Here is a 16,839-nt window from a genome sequence, read left to right as displayed (position 1 = left end):
ATGCCTTCGGGGAGAAAATAAAAAGGGCGGCCTCCAGGGCCGCCCTTGCGTGCTGTGGTGCCTAAAAATTATCAGGCACTCTGCGCCAACGCAACAGGTTGTAGCGGCTGGTCACCGGCATAGAGCCGCGCATTCAGGCTGCCGATGTAGTACCGGCTGCCGCGCACCGGCGCTTTTTCGCTGTCGTGGGTGGTCAGTACGACGCTTATCGGCTCCTGCTGCCAGCCCTGCGGTTGTACCGTGAGTTGCCAGAAGTGGCCGCGCGGGCTGACTTCCAGCACCTGCACCGGCAGCGGGCAGCGCGGGCTGGGCTGGGTGCTGACTTCCATCTCCCACGGGCGCAGGAAGAGATCCACCGGCCCCTGGTGCAGCGGCGTCAGCGCCAGCGGCCACTGGTGCGGGCCGACAAACAGCTGCGATCCGCGGATTTCGCCGTCCAGCCGGTTGACCTCGCCCAAAAACTCCAGCACAAAACGGGTGGCCGGCTCGCGCCATACCTCGTCCGGCGTGCCGATCTGCTCAATATTGCCCTGGCTCATCACCACCACCTGATCGGCGACTTCCATCGCCTCTTCCTGATCGTGGGTCACGAAGACGCTGGTGAATTTCAGCTCCTCGTGCAGTTCACGCAGCCAGCGGCGCAGCTCTTTACGCACCTGCGCATCCAGCGCGCCGAACGGCTCGTCCAGCAGCAGGATTTGCGGCTCCACCGCCAGCGCACGCGCCAGCGCCACGCGCTGTTTCTGGCCGCCGGAGAGCTGGGCCGGGTAGCGGTTTGCCAGGTGGCCGAGCTGCACCATCTCCAGCAGCTGGGTCACTTTCTGTTTGATCACCGCCGCTGACGGCCGCTCACGGCGCGGCAGCACCGTCAGGCCAAAGGCGATGTTGTCAAACACCGTCATATGGCGGAACAGCGCGTAATGCTGGAACACAAACCCAACCTGACGATCGCGCGCATGCAGGCGGGAGACGTCTTTGCCGTGGAAGCTCAGGCGGCCGCCGTTCTGGCTCTCCAGCCCGGCGATAATCCGCAGCAGTGTGGTCTTCCCGGAACCGGACGGCCCCAGCAGGGCCACCATCTGGCCGGAAGGAATATCGAGCGAGATATCATTCAGCACTTTCGTGCGGCCAAAATATTTGCTGATTTTATCGATCTCAATGCTCATTATTTTCCTCCTGTTCAAGGCGGCTGTTGGTGCGCGCCAGGCGCCATTGCAGGGCACTTTTCAGAAATAGGGTTACGATGGCCATCAGGGTCAGCAGCGCGGCGGCGGTAAAGGCCCCGGCGGTGTTGTAGTCCTGATGCAGCAATTCAACCTGCAACGGCAGGGTATAGGTTTCGCCGCGGATCGAGCCGGAAACCACCGACACCGCGCCAAATTCACCGATAGCGCGGGCGTTGGTCAGCACCACGCCGTACAGCAGCGCCCAGCGGATGTTGGGCAGCGTGACGCGGCGGAACATCTGCCAGCCGGACGCGCCCAGCAGCACGGCGGCTTCGTCCTCCTGGCTGCCCTGGCTCAGCATCACCGGTACCAGCTCGCGGACCACAAACGGGCAGGTCACGAAAATCGTCACCAGCACCATGCCGGGCCAGGCGAACATCAGCTGGATATTGTGTGCATCCAGCCAGCCGCCGAGCGGGCCGTTGGTGCCCCAGAACAGCAGATAGAGCAGCCCCGCCACCACCGGCGACACGGCAAACGGAATATCAATCAGCGTCAGCAGCAGCTGGCGGCCGGGGAAGTTAAAGCGCGTCACCAGCCAGGCCAGCAGCGTGCCGAACACCAGGTTCACCGGCACGGTGATCAGCGCTACCAGCACCGTCAGCCAGATGGCGTGCAGCATGTCGGGGTCAGCCAGGTTCTGCCAGACTGCCGCGATGCCGCTGGAGAACGCGGTATGGAAAATCATCACCAGCGGCATCACCAGGAACAGCAGTGAAATCACCACGCCCAGCCCAATCAGCAGCCATTTGCCCCAGTTAATTTTGGCGCGGGCGGAGCCGGTAAACAGCGGTACGTCAGCCATCAGTGCCCTCCCAGACGCTTGCCGAAGCGGCTTTGCAGCGTGTTAATGCCGAACAGCAACAGCAGCGAAGCGGCGAGGATCACCGAGGCGATGGCGCTCGCCGCCGGGTAGTCAAACTCCTGCAAACGGATAAAAATCATCAATGACGTCACTTCAGTTTTCCAGGCGATGTTTCCGGCGATAAAGATCACCGCGCCGAACTCGCCCAGACTGCGGGTAAACGAGAGCGCGGTACCGGCGATCAGCGCCGGGGCCACTTCCGGCAGCACCACGCGGCGGAAACTCTGCCAGCGGCTGGCCCCCAGGGTTTCGGCTGCCTCTTCATACTCCGGCCCCAGCTCCTCGAGCACCGGCTGCACCGTCCGCACCACAAAAGGCACGCTGGTAAAGGCCATCGCCACCGCGATGCCGAGCCAGGTATAGGAGACCTTGATGCCAAACTGCGCCAGCCACTCGCCATACCAGCCGGTGGTAGAGAACATGCCCGCCAGCGTCAGACCGGCCACGGCGGTCGGCAGGGCAAACGGCAAATCCATCAAACCGTCCAGCAGGCTGCGGCCCGGGAATTCGTACCGCGTCAGGATCCAGGCCATCAGCATGCCGAAAAACAGGTTGAAAATACTGGCCACCGCTGCCGACAGCAGCGTCACTTTATAGGCCGCCACCACCTGCGGGCTGGTGACCACCTCCCAGTACTGCGCCAGCGTCATCTGCGACAGCTGCATCACCAGCGCGCTCAGCGGCAGCAGCAGGATCAGGCAGACGTAGAGCAGGCTACTGCCGAGGCTGAGGGTGAAACCGGGTAGAACTCGTTTACTGGCCAACAACATTACTGATGCCCTTGTGCTAACAATGTATCCAGCTCGCCGCCGCTGGCGAAGTGGGTTTTCATGACTTCCGGCCAGCTGCCGAACGCCTCTTCCACGCGGAACAGCGTGGTTTTCGGGAACCGGGTTCCGGCTGCTGCCATGGCTTTCGCGTCATACACCCGGTAGTTGAAACCGGTAATAATCTGCTGGGCCGCCGGGCTGTAGAGCCACGTCAGGTAGGCTTTCGCGGCCTGCTCCGTGCCGTTGGCGCGGACGTTTTTATCCACCCAGGCCACCGGGAACTCTGCCAGGATATCCACCGGCGGCACCACGACCTCGTAATTGTCCGCCCCGTACTGCTTGCGGATGTTATTCACTTCTGACTCGAAACTGATCAGCACGTCGCCCAGCCCACGCTCGATAAAGGTGGTGGTCGCCCCCCGGCCGCCGGTATCAAACACCGCCACGTTTTTCAGCAGCCGGCGCATCTGCGCACGGGTCTGTGCGGCATTGCCGCCGTTGGCTTTGTTCAGGGCGCCCCAGGCCGCCAGATAGGTATAACGGCCATTGCCGGAGGTCTTGGGGTTAGGAAACACCAGCGAGACGCCGGGCTTCACCAGGTCGCCCCAGTCATGGATGCCGTGCGGGTTCCCTTTGCGCACCAGAAACGCCATGGTGGAGTAGAACGGCGAGCTGTTATTCGGCAACCGAGCCTGCCAGTCCGCCGCCAGCAACGCGCCCCGGTCATGCAGGATCTGTACATCTGTGACCTGGTTATACGTCACCACATCCGCCTTCAGCCCCTGGAGGATCGCCAGCGCCTGTTTGGAGGAGCCGCCGTGTGACTGGCGGATAGTCAGCGGATCGTTCGGGTGCCCGGCATTCCACTGTTGGATGAAAGGCGGGTTGAGGGCCGCAAACAGCTCACGTGACACATCATAAGAGCTGTTGAGCAACTCGGCGGCTGAGGCACCGGAGCCGGCACATAACGCCACGGCGGCAAACAAAGCTTTCATTTTCAGGAGGTTTGCTTTCATCTCACACCTGTCTCAATCCCGACAGGCGGGCGTGCCGGAACTATTTTGGTGTTACCAGTGTATTTATAACTCTATGCGGAGCTGTAATGCTTTTATATACCATTTGGTGATTTTCAAGCATAAAACGCTATAAGCAGGCGGAGGGGGCAAAGCGGGCGGGTAACGAAGCAGCGGCTGGAGAAACCGGGCCGGGCAGCGTGGCCCGGCCGCAGCCATTACAAGGCGAGCAGGCGCGTCAGTGAGGGAGCGAAGAAGTAGCTGCCGCTCACCGGGCGGGTAAAGCGCAGCATCTGGTCACGCTGGCCGTCACGTTCGCCGAACATGCTCAGCAATTGCTGCTCAATATTGTGCAGGCGTGCGCAATAGGCGATGAAATAGAGGCCATGCTTGCCGCTGACATTGCCGTAAGGCAGGCTCTGGCGCAGGATTTTCAGCCCCTTACCCTCTTCTTTGAGATCCACCCGGCTGACGTGCGAGGTAGCCGGGCGGCCCGAAGGCGGCAGCTCCTCGTCAGTGAGTTTGGTGCGGCCCATCACCTGTTCCTGCTGCCCGACGCTAAAGCGCGCCCACTGGCGCAGGTTATGCTCCCAGCGTTGCACCATCACATAACTGCCGCCGGCGTCCGGCTGATCGTCACCGATGATCGCCACCTCACGGCGTTTGTCGCCCTGCGGGTTTTCGGTGCCGTCCACAAAGCCGCTCAAATCGCGCTGCTCAATGTTGCGGAAACCGTGCGTCTCCTCCTCAACATGGATGGCGCTGCCGAACGCCGCCAGCGCCGCCTGGGCCAGGGCAAAGTTCACGTCATGGCGCAGGGACTGGATATGGATAAGCATGTCGCGCTGGGTGGAGGGTGCCAGCCCCTTGCCGAGCGGGGTGAAGGATTTCAGCTCCGGCGCGCTTTGCCCGCCGCAGAGATCGGTCCAGACGTCATAACCAAAGGCAATGACTGCGCCGAGGTTTTCCTGCGGGAATTTTTGCTGCATCTCTTTCAACGCCAGACAGAACTTACGGCACCCGTGGCGGATGGTCTCAAATTCGCCCTGGATGTTGGCTTCCAGATAAATGGCAAAACGGCACTGTTCCAATAAGATGCCGCTCTGAACCTGTGTCATGGGGTGTGATCCTTAATGAGGCGCGCGGTGGGCGCGCGTGAGGGTGGTTTTTGGCGGGGGGTATCATATATCAGGTGGCGGGGAATGTTTTTGTTCTTGGGCAAGGGGGATGGGGAAATTGTGTTGGCACACAGGAGCCTCTTTTTTTGTGGAGATGGGGTGGATTGTTTCGGTTGTTCATGTGTGGAGATGAGGTGGAAGGTTTCGGTTGTTCATGTGTGGAGATGAGGTGGAAGGTTTCGGTTGTTCATGTGCCGTTGTCTACCCGGCTTCCGAAGCCTCAACCGAGCAGGGCGCGCCGATGCGCTCGCCCTGCACCCGCGCATTTTCGGTGATCTGGCTGAATCATTGGCCGCTCTCGCGGCTCCCCTCATTTCGCCTACGGGCTTTCGGGCCGCCGCAGACACGCTCCCAGCGTGGCTGCGACTTTCGCGGACATCCATGTCCGCTCACCCGGCCCTGCGGCTCCACTCGGCAATGATTTTTACGCCCCCAACAGACTGCCTGTCTGTTGGTATGTAAGGAAAGAGTAGATAGGCTCTTTGTATGCCCTGCCCGCTCGCCCGGCCCTGCGGCTCCATTTAGTAATAGTTTGTATGTGCTTACAAACTTAGAGGGACGGTAAGCAGAAAAAAGCCCGCAGAGTGCGGGCTTAGGGTGAGTAAATATTAGCGGGCCTGGGCGCGCCAGATGATTTTACTGACTTTCCAGTTTTTCAGGGTGTCGTCAGCGGGCATCAGGCCGGCGGGGGCGTTGCTGGTGCCGGTGAAGAGATAACTCAGGTGGCGGCTGTCCGGCGCGATGCATTCAACGCCCTGCTCATCGTCGCCCTGCCCTTTCTCACAAGAGCCAAAAGCTTTGCTGTAGAGATCGCTGAACGGCGTGCCGATCTTAACATCACCCGCCGTAATCTCTGCGCCGGTCACGTCGATGCGCTCCACCGTGCCGTGCTCCGGGCCGGACACCGTCAGCACTTCCTTGCCGTCATCCAGCGCCTGGTAAAACGCGACCACCTGGCCGTTATTGGTGCCCATGCCGCTGCGCAGCGTGAAGTCGTTATCCAGCGCCGCCTTAATCGCCTGCTCCGTCATCGGCGTGGCAGCGGTCAGATCGCCGACGCCCTTATCGCTCGCCTCCAGACTGCTGCCGAACCAGTTCATCGGGTTAAGCCCCGACCAGGAAATATCAGGCATCGCGGAAGAAACCGTGGCGCAGCCCGTTAACAGCAGCGGAAGCGCCAGCAACAACGGGCGGGGAAACGGCAGATGTTTATACATACTTACACTCCAGTATCGGCATTCACCGGCAACAGGCGGCCGGGCGGGAAAAAGGTTTCGGCTCTTGGAGTCCGGTTGCGGCAAAAAGTGCCGTCATTCGCCATTCTCTGCCGCGCTGAAGGCGCGCTTCAGTGGGCGGCTCAGCAGCCACCAGGCCAGCGAAACCATGTCCAGCAACGTCAGCAACAGATCGCTTAACCCCGGCTCCTGGGCCTGCCACAGCGTCACGCCCTGCACCGCCAGCGAAATGATGAGCGCAGCCAGCATCAGCCACCAGCCGCATTGCCACACACGCGGCCAGAGATGGCGGCGGCCGCTCAGCAAAAACACCAGCGCGGCAGGCAGCCCCAGCGCCATTCCCCACCAGAAGTGGGAACGATCCGGGTAAAACAGCGCCAGCAGCGTAGCGCCCTGCCCCTGCGAGGCACCGGCCATAATAAACAACAGCCAGGTACGGGCCAGCAGCAACAACACCAGCCAGAAAAAAAACGGCAGACGCAGCCAGCCGTGCGCGTTGTAGTGATCGGGGTGATAGGAATGCGGCACCGGTGGCCCTCATAACACGCCGGGCACCCTGCCCGGCCAGAACAGCAGGGTAACAAAAAAAGCCATGCCTTAAGAAGATCTTAAGATCTCTCTGCTTTACTTACTTCAACGGCAACGATGACTGCCCTTTGACAGACCCTAAGGAGATACCATGATGAAAAAAATGACCCTCGCCGCCCTGATTGCCCTCTTCACCCTGCCTGCGGTGGCCCAGCAAGGCGGATTCATCGCCCCGAATGCCCCGGCGCAGGCCAGCCAGGGCGGCTTCACCGGCCCGGCCGCCAGCCCGGCTACCGTCAAAGCGGTGCAGGAGATGAAAGATGATGCCTGGGTACGCCTTGAGGGCCATATCGAGCAGCGCACCGGCGATGAACACTACCTGTTCCGCGACAACACCGGCACCCTGACCGTGGAAATTGATGACAAACGCTGGGCCGGGCAGAACGTCTCACCCACCGACAAAGTCCAGCTGGAAGGGGAAGTGGATAAAGAGTGGAGTACCGTGCAGGTGGATGTGAAATCCGTAAAAAAAGTGCTGTAACCGCCCGGCCGCCGGCCACCGTAACGTGGCCGGCGGCGCGGCTTAATACTCCTGATCTTCAATCAGGCGTTTGCCGAGGGCGATGCTGTCCGCCAGTTCATACCCCATCTTCTCATACATGCTGGTCACCGCATCGTTCTCTTCCCGCACCATCAGGTTGATCTTCGGGCAGCCGCGCGCAATCAGCTTCTTCTCCAGCCGGCTCATCAGCGCATTGGCGATGCCGCGCCCGCGGAAGTCCGGATGCACACCAAGGTAATAAGCCGCGCCGCGATGGCCGTCATACCCGCCCATCACCGTGCCGACCAACTCCCCGCCCACCTGCGCCACCAGAAACAGATCCGGGTCATGGTTCATCTTGCGCTCAATGTCCATTTCCGGGTCGTTCCAGGGGCGCAACAGATCGCACCGCTCCCAGAGGGTAATTACTTCTTCAAAATCATCTTGCCGGAATATGCGAATTTCCATGGGTGTTCGCCGCTATTGTTCAGATTATTCTTGATTATCGCGGGATCTGCCGGTGACGCAATATTAAATTGCCCCCCGGCTGCGCACTCAGACGATTTTTAGGCATTTTCCCGCCCACCGGGCGGCGGCTCTGCTACATTGGCACGGTTGCCCGCGTTTCCCTGACCAGGAGTTTGCCCATGTCGTTAACCGCCCTCGCCTCCCTGAGCCTGTTACCCGCCGACCACTGGGACGCGCTGGCCCCCGCCGGCCAGCCCTTCCTCAGCCACGCGTTCCTGTCGGTGCTGGAGGAGAGCGGCAGCATCGGCCCCGGTACCGGCTGGCGCGCTGAGCACCTGGTGTGGATGGAAAACGGCCGGGCGCTGGCCGCCATTCCCGGCTACCGCAAAAGCCACTCCTATGGCGAATATGTGTTTGACCACGGCTGGGCAGACGCCTGCCGCCGCGCCCGCATCCCTTACTACCCGAAATGGCTCGGCGCGGTGCCGTTCAGCCCGGTAAGCGGCCCGCGGCTGCTCGGCGCACCGGACGCCGCAGCACAGTTGCTGGCGGCGTTGCCCGGTTATCTGGAACGGCACCGGCTCTCCGGTGCGCACATCAATTTCACAGCCGCCACCGATAATGCGCTGCTCAGCGCACAGCCCGGCTGGCTGCACCGGCAAGGGTGCCAGTACCACTGGCATAACCGCGGCTACCGCGATTTTCAGGATTTCCTCGACACCCTGACCTCACGCAAGCGCAAACAGATCCGCAAAGAGCGGGCGCAGGTCTCCGGGCTGGGCATCAGCTTTGTCTGGCGCGAAGGCGCGGAACTCACCGAAGCAGAATGGGATTTCGTCTACACCTGCTACGCCAACACCTACGCCGTACGCGGCCAGACGCCCTACCTGACGCGCGCCTTCTTCAGTTTGCTGGCAGAACGGTTGCCGGGGGCCATCCGGGTGGTGATAGCTCAACAGGCCCACCAGCCGGTGGCGATGGCCTTCAGCCTGCTGGGTGATGACACGCTCTATGGCCGCTACTGGGGCTGCCTGGCCGAGTTCAACCAGCTGCATTTTGAAACCTGTTTCTATCAGGGGATCGAGTATGCGATTGCCCACCACCTGGCGCGCTTTGATGCCGGGGCGCAGGGCGAGCATAAACTGATCCGCGGGTTTGAGCCGGTGCTCACGGACTCATGGCACCGGCTGCTGCACCCCGGCCTGCATGAGGCGGTGGCAGGCTTCCTGGAACAGGAGCGTGAAGAGGTGGCGGGCTGGGCCGAAGGTGCCCGCCAGGTGCTGCCTTACCGGCAGGAACCGGGCAACGGTAAAGCCTTGTAAATAAATCATCACGTTATTCATAAAAGGTAATAGTTACGGGGTAAAAATAATAGTTCCGGAGTCGATTGCCCTGGGGAGATCCGCTATAAACGTCACCCGGCTTTCTGATGATGGTGATCAACAATGCTTAACCCGCTGAATAAATTCCTGCAATTTACGCCAATGACGGCCTCCCCATCGCGCCGCAAGCTGTTGATTTCCGGGCTGGGCCTGGCGTTTGGGCTGTTCGGGGCACGCACGGCGGCGGCGCAACAGCACCACGTCACCAAAACCGCCCCGGCCCCCAAACCGGCCAATGCCAAAAAAATCGTGATGCTGGACCCGGGCCACGGCGGCGTTGATTCCGGCGCAGTCGGCCATGAGGGTTCCGAAGAGAAGCACATCGTGCTGGAGATCGCCAACAGCGTGCGCCGCTGCCTGGCCGCGCATGACAACATTGAGGTGCGCCTGACGCGGGACGCAGACCACTTCATCCCGCTTTACCAGCGGGTGGAGATTGCCCACCAGCATCAGGCCGATCTGTTCGTGTCGATCCACGCTGACGGCTTCACCAGCCCCACCGCGTCCGGTGCTTCGGTGTTTGCCCTCTCCAACCGGGGGGCCAGCAGCGCCATGGCGCGCTATATGTCGAAAAAAGAGAACGATGCCGACAAAGTCGCCGGGGCGAAATATGCGGCCGAGGACAATAACTACCTGCAACAGGTGCTGTTTGATCTGGTGCAGACGGACACCATCAAAAACAGCCTGACGCTGGGCCACCATGTGCTGGAGAAGCTGCGCCCGGTGCATCACCTGCACAGCCAGACCACCGAACAGGCAGCGTTTGCGGTGCTTAAATCCCCGTCGATCCCGTCGGTGCTGGTAGAGACCTCGTTCATCACCAACCACACCGAGGAGCAGCTGCTCAGCACCCCGCGGTTCCGCCAGGAGATCGCGCAGGCGATTGCCGACGGCATCGTCAGTTTCTTCCACTATTTCGACAACCACGAGCGAAAACCGCGTTAGCCCTGCCAACGCCGGGGCAATCGGGTATACTTGGCGGCCTGTTCAGCCTGAGAGTGCATGCCCGCCGTTATGAGCCATCCGACTATCGACCTCGTTAAAACCTTCCTGATGTCCCTGCAAGACCATATTTGTGAACAACTGGCCGCTGCCGATGGCGGCGCGTCGTTTGTTGAAGATGCGTGGACCCGCGCCGAAGGCGGCGGTGGCCGCAGCCGGGTGCTGACGCAGGGCAAGGTATTTGAACAGGCGGGCGTCAACTTCTCCCACGTTTCCGGCACGTCATTGCCGCCGTCGGCCAGCGCGCACCGGCCTGAACTGGCCGGGCGCAGTTTCCAGGCGATGGGCGTTTCACTGGTAATTCATCCGAACAGCCCCTATGTGCCGACCAGCCACGCCAATGTGCGGTTCTTTATTGCGGAGAAGCCGGGCGAAGCGCCGGTCTGGTGGTTCGGCGGCGGCTTTGACCTGACGCCGTTCTACGGGTTTGAAGAGGACGCGGTGCACTGGCACCGTACCGCCGAGCAGATCTGCCGCCCGTTTGGTGACGACGTCTACCCGCGTTACAAAGCCTGGTGTGATGAGTACTTCTTCCTGAAACACCGCAACGAGGCGCGCGGCATCGGCGGGTTGTTCTTTGATGACCTGAACACGCCCGATTTCGACACCTGTTTTAGCTTCATGCAGGCGGTGGGCCACGGCTTCCTGGCGGCCTACCTGCCGATTGTTGAGCGCCGCAAAGAACAGCCGTGGGGCGAACGTGAGCGCGCCTTCCAGCTCTACCGCCGGGGCCGCTACGTGGAGTTTAACCTGGTGTGGGACCGCGGCACGCTGTTCGGGTTACAGAGCGGCGGCCGCACCGAATCGATTCTGATGTCGATGCCGCCGCTGGTGCGCTGGGAATATGGTTTTGAGCCCGACGAGAACAGCCCGGAAGCGGCCCTGACGCGGGATTTCCTGCCGGTGCGTGACTGGCTGGCCGCAGATAAGGGGACACACTGATGCAAATCTGGGTCGATGCCGATGCCTGCCCGAATGTGATCAAAGAGGTGCTGTTCCGTGCCGCTGACCGCACCGCGACGATGGTGACGCTGGTGGCTAACCAGACCATCCGCACGCCGCCGTCGAAATACCTGCGCACCCTGCGGGTCGAGGCCGGGTTTGATGTGGCGGACAATGAAATCGTCAAATGCGTGGAGCCGGGCGATCTGGTGGTCACCAGTGACATCCCGCTGGCGGCAGAAGTGATTGAAAAAGGCGGCGTGGCGCTGAACCCTCGCGGCGAGCGCTACACCACAGAGACCATCCGCGAGCGCCTGAACATCCGTGACTTCATGGACACCATGCGCGCCAGCGGCGTGCAGACCGGCGGCCCGCCCGCGCTGAACCAGCGCGATCGCCAGCAGTTCGCCAACGAACTCGACAAGTGGCTGCAACAGCGCAAACGCTGAACCGATGCCCTGCCCAGGGCGCTGGCCTGATTATTACTGCGTTTTTTCAATCCATTTTTGTTTTTTCAATCCATTTTTTAAGTACCGCGACTGACGCCGGCCCTTCATAGACTATCCCGCGCCCCTCTTTGTGGGGGCGCAGCAATCCCCGGCCGGCCAGCGCTTTCAACCGGGCTCTGGCCGTATTATCCGATACCGCCAGCCGTTCGCTGACACTGGCTGCGCTCAACAGCGCGCCGGGCGCTTTCAGGGCAAGGGCAAGAATATCCAAATCCGTTTTCGTGAGTGCAAAGGCTGATTCCACATACTCAGCCAGCCTCAGTTGCTCTTCCTGCAAGCTTTCCAGGCTCCCGACAAACTCTGCGATGGCCCGGCAGACAACGCTGCATTGATACTGGATAAAATAGGTCAGATCCAATTCATCCGTTCCGGTAAACAGGTAAGCAGTGCCGTATTTAACCGCTGCATTTTTCAGCAATTTACTCACCGAAATATAACGAAATACCGGATACCCTTTACGGATCATCGTGTAATAAAACAGCGCGCGGGCAGTACGGCCGTTTCCATCATTAAACGGATGGATAAACCCGATGGCAAAATGCAGGATACACGCCACGATCAGCGGGTGAATCTCATCCGCCTCAAGCCGCACCACCAGCCCACAGAGCGCGACCAGCATCGCCCTGACCTCCCTGAAATCGGGCGGCTGGTGAATAATCTCCCCTTCCCGGCCGGCGACATACACCTCATTCGACGCCCGGATAACGCCCGGCTGGTATTTGCGCTCATTAATGCCCCGGCATGCGATGCCGTGCATCTTAAGGATCATATCTGTCGTCAGGGGCTGTTCGCTGTTTCCCGCGATATAGCGCATCAGCCGCCAGTTCCCCATGATCATGCTTTCGCTTTCATTGCGGGGCTCGCGCCCGACAGTCAGCATCGCCTGGGCAACCCGCGAGGTGGTGGCGGCGCCTTCCAGCTGGCTGGAGGAGATCGCCTCTTCCCTGATCATTTGCGAGACAAGGTAACTTGTCGCCAGATTTGCAGCCGGTTCCCGGCCGGGGCCAAACGTCACTGTATCCACCACAGAGAGGGCCCGGGCAATAGGTTTAGTGAGGTTAAAGCCCGCCGCCCGATCAGCAAAAAGCACCGGATAAAGCCGGGTGTGACGGATGAATTTTAAGGTCGTCCAGAGTTTCAGTAATGTCACCTTGTCAGCGACGCGCAATGCAATCTGATGATAGTGATAATATTTTTCATCATACTCCCGGTACTTTTTTGCCAGCGCCAGCATCTCCTGGGCAGTCAGGGAGGTGTCCAGCTCAACAGGCGGCCTTTTTATTTTCATCTCATGTAATCTCAAATTAGCGCTATTTTGAGATTACATGAGATTACCCCGGCAGGAAAGCAAACCCGCCCTGGATAGCCGGGCCAGAAAGGCGTGAGGCCGATCGGGGATCGGCCTCACAGAGGGAACAACGTCATTAACGAGACTTACAGCACGCCGGTTTGCGCCTCGACGGCGGCCAGCGCCACCATATTGATGATGCGGCGCACCGAGGCGATCGGCGTCAGAATATGTACCGGCTTCGACACACCCATCAGCACCGGCCCCACGGTCACCCCTTCCGACGAGGAGACGCGCAGCAGGTTGTAGCTGATGCGCGCCGCTTCCATGTTCGGCATGATCAGGATGTTGGCCGAGCCTTTCAGCGGGCTGTCCGGCATCAGGTCGTTGCGGATGCTCTCCACCAGCGCGGCGTCACCGTGCATCTCGCCGTCGATCTCCAGATCCGGCGCGCGCTGGTTGATCAGCGCCAGCGCCTGACGCATTTTTCGCGCCGCCGGATTATCGGACGAGCCGAAACTAGAGTGCGACAGCAGCGCCACTTTGGGTTCAATGCCGAAACGGCGCACGGTTTCTGCCGCCATCAGGGTGATCTCCGCCAGCTGTTCCGGCGTCGGGTCGTCGTTGACGTAGGTGTCGGCGATAAAGGTATTGCCGCTCGGCAGCAGCAGCGCATTCATCGCCCCGGCCACGTGCGCGCCCTCGCGGAAGCCAAACACTTTCTCAATAATGTCGTAGTGCTCATGGTAGCTGCCGATGGTGCCGCAGATCATCGCATCCGCCTCGCCGCGCAACACCATGATCGCCGCAATCAGCGTCGGGTTGCCGATCACCGCCCGCCGCGCCTGCTCCTGTGAAATGCCGCGCCGCTTCATGATCTGGTGGTATTCGCGCCAGTATTCGTTAAAGCGCGGGTCAGATTCGTTGTTCACCACTTCGAAATCCTTGCCCGCTTCCAGCTGTAACCCAAGCTTCTTCAAGCGCATCTCAATCACGCTCGGGCGGCCTACCAGCACCGGGAACGCCAGCCCCAGCGACACCATCTCCTGCGTGGCGTGCAGCACGCGCTCCTCTTCGCCCTCTGCCATCACCACCCGTTTGGTCTCTTTTTTCGCCTGCGAGAAGATCGGCTTCATAAACAGGTTGGTTTTGTAGACGAACTCCGCCAGCTTCTCCGTGTAAGCGTCGAAATCGGCAATGGGCCGGGTCGCGACACCGGAGTCCATCGCCGCTTTCGCTACCGCCGGGGCAATTTTCACAATCAGGCGCGGGTCGAACGGTTTCGGGATGATGTAATCCGGCCCGAAGGAGAGTTCCTGATCGTCATAGGCGGAGGCGACCACATCGCTCTGCTCCGCCAGCGCCAGATCGGCGATGGCATGGACACAGGCCAGTTTCATCTCTTCATTGATGGTGGTAGCGCCGACATCCAGCGCGCCGCGGAAGATGAACGGGAAACAGAGCACATTATTGACCTGATTCGGGAAATCGGAGCGGCCGGTGCAGATGATGGCGTCCGGGCGCACCGCTTTCGCCAGCGGCGGCAGGATCTCCGGCTCCGGGTTGGCCAGCGCCAGGATCAGCGGGTCACGCGCCATCTCTTTCACCATCTCCGGCTTCAGCACGCCGGGGCCGGAGCAGCCGAGGAAAATATCCGCGCCCGGCATGGCATCGGCCAGCGTGCGCCAGCCGTTGTCCGCAATAGCGTAGGCCGCTTTGGTCTCGGCCATGTTCTCCTCACGCCCCTGGTAGATCACCCCGCGCGAATCACAGGCGGTGATGTTGTGCTGCTTCAGGCCCAGCGCCACCAGCAGGTTCAGGCAGGCGATGGCCGAGGCCCCCGCGCCGGAAACCACCAGCCGCACGTCAGAGATGTTTTTCCCCACCACCCGCAGGCCGTTGAGCACCGCGGCGGTGCAGATGATCGCCGTGCCGTGCTGATCGTCATGGAAGACCGGAATGTTCATGCGCTCGCGCAGCTTTTTCTCAATGTAGAAGCACTCCGGCGCTTTGATGTCCTCCAGGTTGATGCCGCCGAAGGTCGGTTCCAGCGCGGCGATCACATCGATCAGTTTGTCCGGGTTATGCTCGTCGACTTCGATGTCAAACACGTCAATCCCGGCGAACTTTTTGAACAAGACGCCTTTACCCTCCATCACCGGTTTGCCGGCCAGCGCCCCGATGTTGCCCAGCCCCAGCACCGCAGTGCCGTTGGAGATCACCCCGACCAGGTTGCCGCGTGCGGTGTATTTATAGGCGGCGAGCGGATCTTTCTCTATCTCCAGACAGGGGGCCGCGACCCCTGGTGAATAGGCCAGTGCCAGATCGCGCTGGGTGGCCAGTGGCTTGGTGGGTGAAACCTGGATTTTTCCCGGGATCGGAAATTCATGGAAATCGAGCGCACTCTGTTTCAGTTGGTCATCCATTGCAGGGTTCCTTGTCTTTATGGATCTTTTTGCGGAAGCGGATGTAGCCCAACCAGTATAGTGAGGGAATAATCACAAACTTTGAGGCACCCCCAAAAAACGGCCGCCCGGTTGCCGTAATCAGCGCGGTTGACCGAAGTACCGGCAATATCGCAAAAAGGGTCTATGCTGATATGTTGTGTCATGACATTTGCGCCCTTCTTCTGGCCGCACCCCTCGTACTTTTTGCGCGTCACGCCGCCTTCTGCCGCGGTGCATTGCTATTACCCATTACAACAATCAGAAAAAGCGTATTCATTTCGTTAATGAAATGATGCAGGGTATACAAATGTGATGAGACTCCGAATTTTCTGAAACAGAACTCGCTATTTTTCGACGTTATCTCGCTAAGGAGCATTGAGATGAACCAGTTAGAAGCCCTGAAGAAAGTAACCACTGTCGTTGCCGACAGCGGTGATATCGAATCTATCCGCCACTTCGAACCGCAGGATGCCACCACCAACCCGTCGCTGATCCTGAAAGCTGCCGGCCTGCCGCAGTACCAGCCCCTGTTCAAAGACGCGCTGGACTATGCCCGTAAGCAAGGCGGCACCAAAGAAACTCAGATCATCAATGCCTCCGATAAACTGGCCGTTAACATCGGCGTCGAGATCCTGAAAAGCGTGCCGGGCCGCATCTCCACCGAAGTGGATGCCCGCCTCTCCTTTGACCGCGGCATGTGCATCGCCAAAGCCCGCAAACTGATTGGCCTCTATCAGGAACAAGGCGTGGACAAATCCCGCATCCTGATCAAGCTGGCGTCCACCTGGGAAGGCATCAAGGCGGCGGAAGAGCTGGAAAAAGAGGGCATCAACTGTAACCTGACGCTGCTGTTCTCCTTTGCCCAGGCACGCGCCTGTGCAGAAGCGGGTGTTTACCTGATCTCCCCGTTCGTGGGCCGCATCTATGACTGGTACAAAGCCAAAGAACCGGCCGCAGACTATAACGCTGACAACGATCCGGGCGTGAAATCTGTCCGTTCTATTTACGAATACTACAAACAGCACCGCTACCAGACCGTGATCATGGGTGCCAGCTTCCGTAAAGTAGAGCAGATTCTGGCTCTGGCCGGGTGTGACCGCCTGACCATCTCCCCGAACCTGCTGGAAGAGCTGAAAAACAGCGATGCCCCGGTTGAGCGCAAGCTGACCCCGTCTACCGAAGCGTTCCACCAGCCGGCCCCGCTGGCTGAAGCGGAGTTCCGCTGGGAACATAACCAGGATCCGATGGCGGTTGAAAAACTGGCGGAAGGTATCCGTCTGTTTGCCGTCGACCAGCAGAAGCTGGAAGACATGCTGTCTGCTGAACTGTAATCACGGAGTTTTACTACATGTCCTCTCGTAAAGAGCTTGCCAATGCTATCCGTGCGCTGAGCATGGATGGGGTGCAGAAAGCCAAATCCGGCCACCCCGGCGCCCCGATGGGGA

The 16,839-nt window shown here is 60.2% G+C and carries 17 protein-coding genes; 7 read left to right on the top strand and 10 right to left on the bottom strand.

Translation table 11 applies throughout. The features are described 5' to 3' along the window. Window positions 1–71: 71 nt before the first annotated feature. From cysA to CYR55_RS15815, 7 genes are all read right to left on the bottom strand, one after another. Window positions 72–1,166: a sulfate/thiosulfate ABC transporter ATP-binding protein CysA gene (cysA, locus tag CYR55_RS15845; protein ID WP_101817346.1), complete on the bottom strand. Its 1,095-nt coding sequence runs from the start codon at window positions 1,164–1,166 to the stop codon at window positions 72–74. After that, on the bottom strand, window positions 1,156–2,031 hold the full coding sequence (gene cysW, locus CYR55_RS15840) for a sulfate/thiosulfate ABC transporter permease CysW (RefSeq protein ID WP_101817345.1): 876 nt from the start codon (window positions 2,029–2,031) through the stop codon (window positions 1,156–1,158). Before cysW ends, cysA begins: the two co-directional genes overlap by 11 nt. After that, window positions 2,031–2,861, bottom strand: a complete 831-nt coding sequence (cysT, locus tag CYR55_RS15835; RefSeq protein WP_101817344.1) for a sulfate/thiosulfate ABC transporter permease CysT — start codon at window positions 2,859–2,861, stop codon at window positions 2,031–2,033. The genes cysW and cysT overlap by 1 nt, the downstream gene beginning before the upstream one ends. Beyond that, window positions 2,861–3,856 carry a thiosulfate ABC transporter substrate-binding protein CysP gene (gene cysP, locus CYR55_RS15830; RefSeq protein ID WP_241522168.1) on the bottom strand — a complete coding sequence of 332 codons (996 nt, stop codon included), beginning with the start codon at window positions 3,854–3,856 and terminating at the stop codon, window positions 2,861–2,863. Before cysP ends, cysT begins: the two co-directional genes overlap by 1 nt. Before the next feature lie 236 nt (window positions 3,857–4,092). After that, on the bottom strand, window positions 4,093–4,992 hold the full coding sequence (locus CYR55_RS15825) for a Dyp-type peroxidase (protein ID WP_101817342.1): 900 nt from the start codon (window positions 4,990–4,992) through the stop codon (window positions 4,093–4,095). Window positions 4,993–5,660: 668 nt separating this feature from the next. Continuing rightward, window positions 5,661–6,269 carry an RpoE-regulated lipoprotein gene (locus CYR55_RS15820; RefSeq protein WP_101817341.1) on the bottom strand — a complete coding sequence of 203 codons (609 nt, stop codon included), beginning with the start codon at window positions 6,267–6,269 and terminating at the stop codon, window positions 5,661–5,663. 93 nt (window positions 6,270–6,362) lie between these two features. Then, a complete protein-coding gene (locus CYR55_RS15815) occupies window positions 6,363–6,815 on the bottom strand; it encodes a DUF2919 family protein (protein ID WP_101817340.1) in 453 nt (150 codons plus the stop codon). Between the two features lie 154 nt (window positions 6,816–6,969). Between CYR55_RS15815 and CYR55_RS15810 the strand changes: the two genes are divergently transcribed. Beyond that, window positions 6,970–7,356: a YgiW/YdeI family stress tolerance OB fold protein gene (locus CYR55_RS15810; protein WP_146000995.1), complete on the top strand. Its 387-nt coding sequence runs from the start codon at window positions 6,970–6,972 to the stop codon at window positions 7,354–7,356. 42 nt (window positions 7,357–7,398) lie between these two features. On the opposite strand, the gene CYR55_RS15805 is transcribed toward CYR55_RS15810, so the two are convergent. Then, on the bottom strand, window positions 7,399–7,824 hold the full coding sequence (locus CYR55_RS15805) for a GNAT family acetyltransferase (RefSeq protein WP_101817338.1): 426 nt from the start codon (window positions 7,822–7,824) through the stop codon (window positions 7,399–7,401). Window positions 7,825–8,003: 179 nt separating this feature from the next. On the opposite strand from CYR55_RS15805, the gene CYR55_RS15800 reads away from it, so the two are divergent. The 4 genes from CYR55_RS15800 (at window position 8,004) to CYR55_RS15785 (ending at window position 11,599) form a co-directional block, all read left to right on the top strand. Continuing rightward, window positions 8,004–9,146 carry a GNAT family N-acetyltransferase gene (locus tag CYR55_RS15800; protein ID WP_101817337.1) on the top strand — a complete coding sequence of 381 codons (1,143 nt, stop codon included), beginning with the start codon at window positions 8,004–8,006 and terminating at the stop codon, window positions 9,144–9,146. Between the two features lie 123 nt (window positions 9,147–9,269). Then, window positions 9,270–10,151 carry an N-acetylmuramoyl-L-alanine amidase AmiA gene (gene amiA / locus CYR55_RS15795; RefSeq protein ID WP_101817336.1) on the top strand — a complete coding sequence of 294 codons (882 nt, stop codon included), beginning with the start codon at window positions 9,270–9,272 and terminating at the stop codon, window positions 10,149–10,151. Window positions 10,152–10,220: 69 nt separating this feature from the next. After that, window positions 10,221–11,150 (top strand): oxygen-dependent coproporphyrinogen oxidase, encoded by a 930-nt coding sequence (gene hemF, locus CYR55_RS15790; protein WP_101817429.1) that lies wholly within the window; start codon window positions 10,221–10,223, stop codon window positions 11,148–11,150. Then, complete coding sequence (locus tag CYR55_RS15785) at window positions 11,150–11,599, top strand: YaiI/YqxD family protein (protein ID WP_101817335.1); 450 nt, start codon at window positions 11,150–11,152, stop codon at window positions 11,597–11,599. The genes hemF and CYR55_RS15785 overlap by 1 nt, the downstream gene beginning before the upstream one ends. 46 nt (window positions 11,600–11,645) lie before the next feature. Here CYR55_RS15785 and CYR55_RS15780 read toward each other — a convergent pair whose 3' ends face one another. Together CYR55_RS15780 and maeB are read right to left on the bottom strand one after the other, a co-directional pair. Then, the gene (locus CYR55_RS15780; RefSeq protein WP_101817334.1) at window positions 11,646–12,947 is read right to left on the bottom strand and encodes a Fic family protein; all 1,302 of its coding nucleotides are present in this window, start codon (window positions 12,945–12,947) and stop codon (window positions 11,646–11,648) included. A 146-nt stretch (window positions 12,948–13,093) separates the two neighbouring features. Then, complete coding sequence (maeB, locus tag CYR55_RS15775; RefSeq protein WP_101817333.1) at window positions 13,094–15,373, bottom strand: NADP-dependent oxaloacetate-decarboxylating malate dehydrogenase; 2,280 nt, start codon at window positions 15,371–15,373, stop codon at window positions 13,094–13,096. A 401-nt stretch (window positions 15,374–15,774) separates the two neighbouring features. On the opposite strand from maeB, the gene tal reads away from it, so the two are divergent. Together tal and CYR55_RS24230 are read left to right on the top strand one after the other, a co-directional pair. Then, entirely contained in the window at window positions 15,775–16,725 is a 951-nt protein-coding gene (gene tal / locus CYR55_RS15770; RefSeq protein ID WP_101817332.1) for a transaldolase, read from the top strand. A 17-nt stretch (window positions 16,726–16,742) separates the two neighbouring features. After that, window positions 16,743–16,839 (top strand): hypothetical protein (locus CYR55_RS24230; RefSeq protein WP_201900571.1); only part of this gene is annotated, 97 nt, incomplete at its 3' end.

The sequence above is a fragment of the Chimaeribacter californicus genome, assembly GCF_002858675.1.
Taxonomy (GTDB): Bacteria; Pseudomonadota; Gammaproteobacteria; order Enterobacterales; family Enterobacteriaceae; genus Chimaeribacter; species Chimaeribacter californicus.
Note: the sequence above shows the minus strand (reverse complement) of the source record. Positions and strands in the feature narration are given on the sequence as shown.

What these genes read in the sequence shown, in the direction of transcription:
- hemF (WP_101817429.1), top strand. Translation starts at nt 10,221, where the DNA reads ATGAGCCATCCGACTATCGACCTCGTTAAAACCTTCCTGATGTCCCTG.
- CYR55_RS15780 (WP_101817334.1), bottom strand. Translation starts at nt 12,947, where the DNA reads ATGAAAATAAAAAGGCCGCCTGTTGAGCTGGACACCTCCCTGACTGCC.
- tal (WP_101817332.1), top strand. Translation starts at nt 15,775, where the DNA reads ATGAACCAGTTAGAAGCCCTGAAGAAAGTAACCACTGTCGTTGCCGAC.
- CYR55_RS15785 (WP_101817335.1), top strand. Translation starts at nt 11,150, where the DNA reads ATGCAAATCTGGGTCGATGCCGATGCCTGCCCGAATGTGATCAAAGAG.
- CYR55_RS15800 (WP_101817337.1), top strand. Translation starts at nt 8,004, where the DNA reads ATGTCGTTAACCGCCCTCGCCTCCCTGAGCCTGTTACCCGCCGACCAC.
- CYR55_RS15820 (WP_101817341.1), bottom strand. Translation starts at nt 6,269, where the DNA reads ATGTATAAACATCTGCCGTTTCCCCGCCCGTTGTTGCTGGCGCTTCCG.
- amiA (WP_101817336.1), top strand. Translation starts at nt 9,270, where the DNA reads ATGCTTAACCCGCTGAATAAATTCCTGCAATTTACGCCAATGACGGCC.
- CYR55_RS15810 (WP_146000995.1), top strand. Translation starts at nt 6,970, where the DNA reads ATGAAAAAAATGACCCTCGCCGCCCTGATTGCCCTCTTCACCCTGCCT.
- cysW (WP_101817345.1), bottom strand. Translation starts at nt 2,031, where the DNA reads ATGGCTGACGTACCGCTGTTTACCGGCTCCGCCCGCGCCAAAATTAAC.
- cysA (WP_101817346.1), bottom strand. Translation starts at nt 1,166, where the DNA reads ATGAGCATTGAGATCGATAAAATCAGCAAATATTTTGGCCGCACGAAA.
- CYR55_RS15805 (WP_101817338.1), bottom strand. Translation starts at nt 7,824, where the DNA reads ATGGAAATTCGCATATTCCGGCAAGATGATTTTGAAGAAGTAATTACC.
- maeB (WP_101817333.1), bottom strand. Translation starts at nt 15,373, where the DNA reads ATGGATGACCAACTGAAACAGAGTGCGCTCGATTTCCATGAATTTCCG.
- cysP (WP_241522168.1), bottom strand. Translation starts at nt 3,856, where the DNA reads ATGAAAGCTTTGTTTGCCGCCGTGGCGTTATGTGCCGGCTCCGGTGCC.
- cysT (WP_101817344.1), bottom strand. Translation starts at nt 2,861, where the DNA reads ATGTTGTTGGCCAGTAAACGAGTTCTACCCGGTTTCACCCTCAGCCTC.
- CYR55_RS15825 (WP_101817342.1), bottom strand. Translation starts at nt 4,992, where the DNA reads ATGACACAGGTTCAGAGCGGCATCTTATTGGAACAGTGCCGTTTTGCC.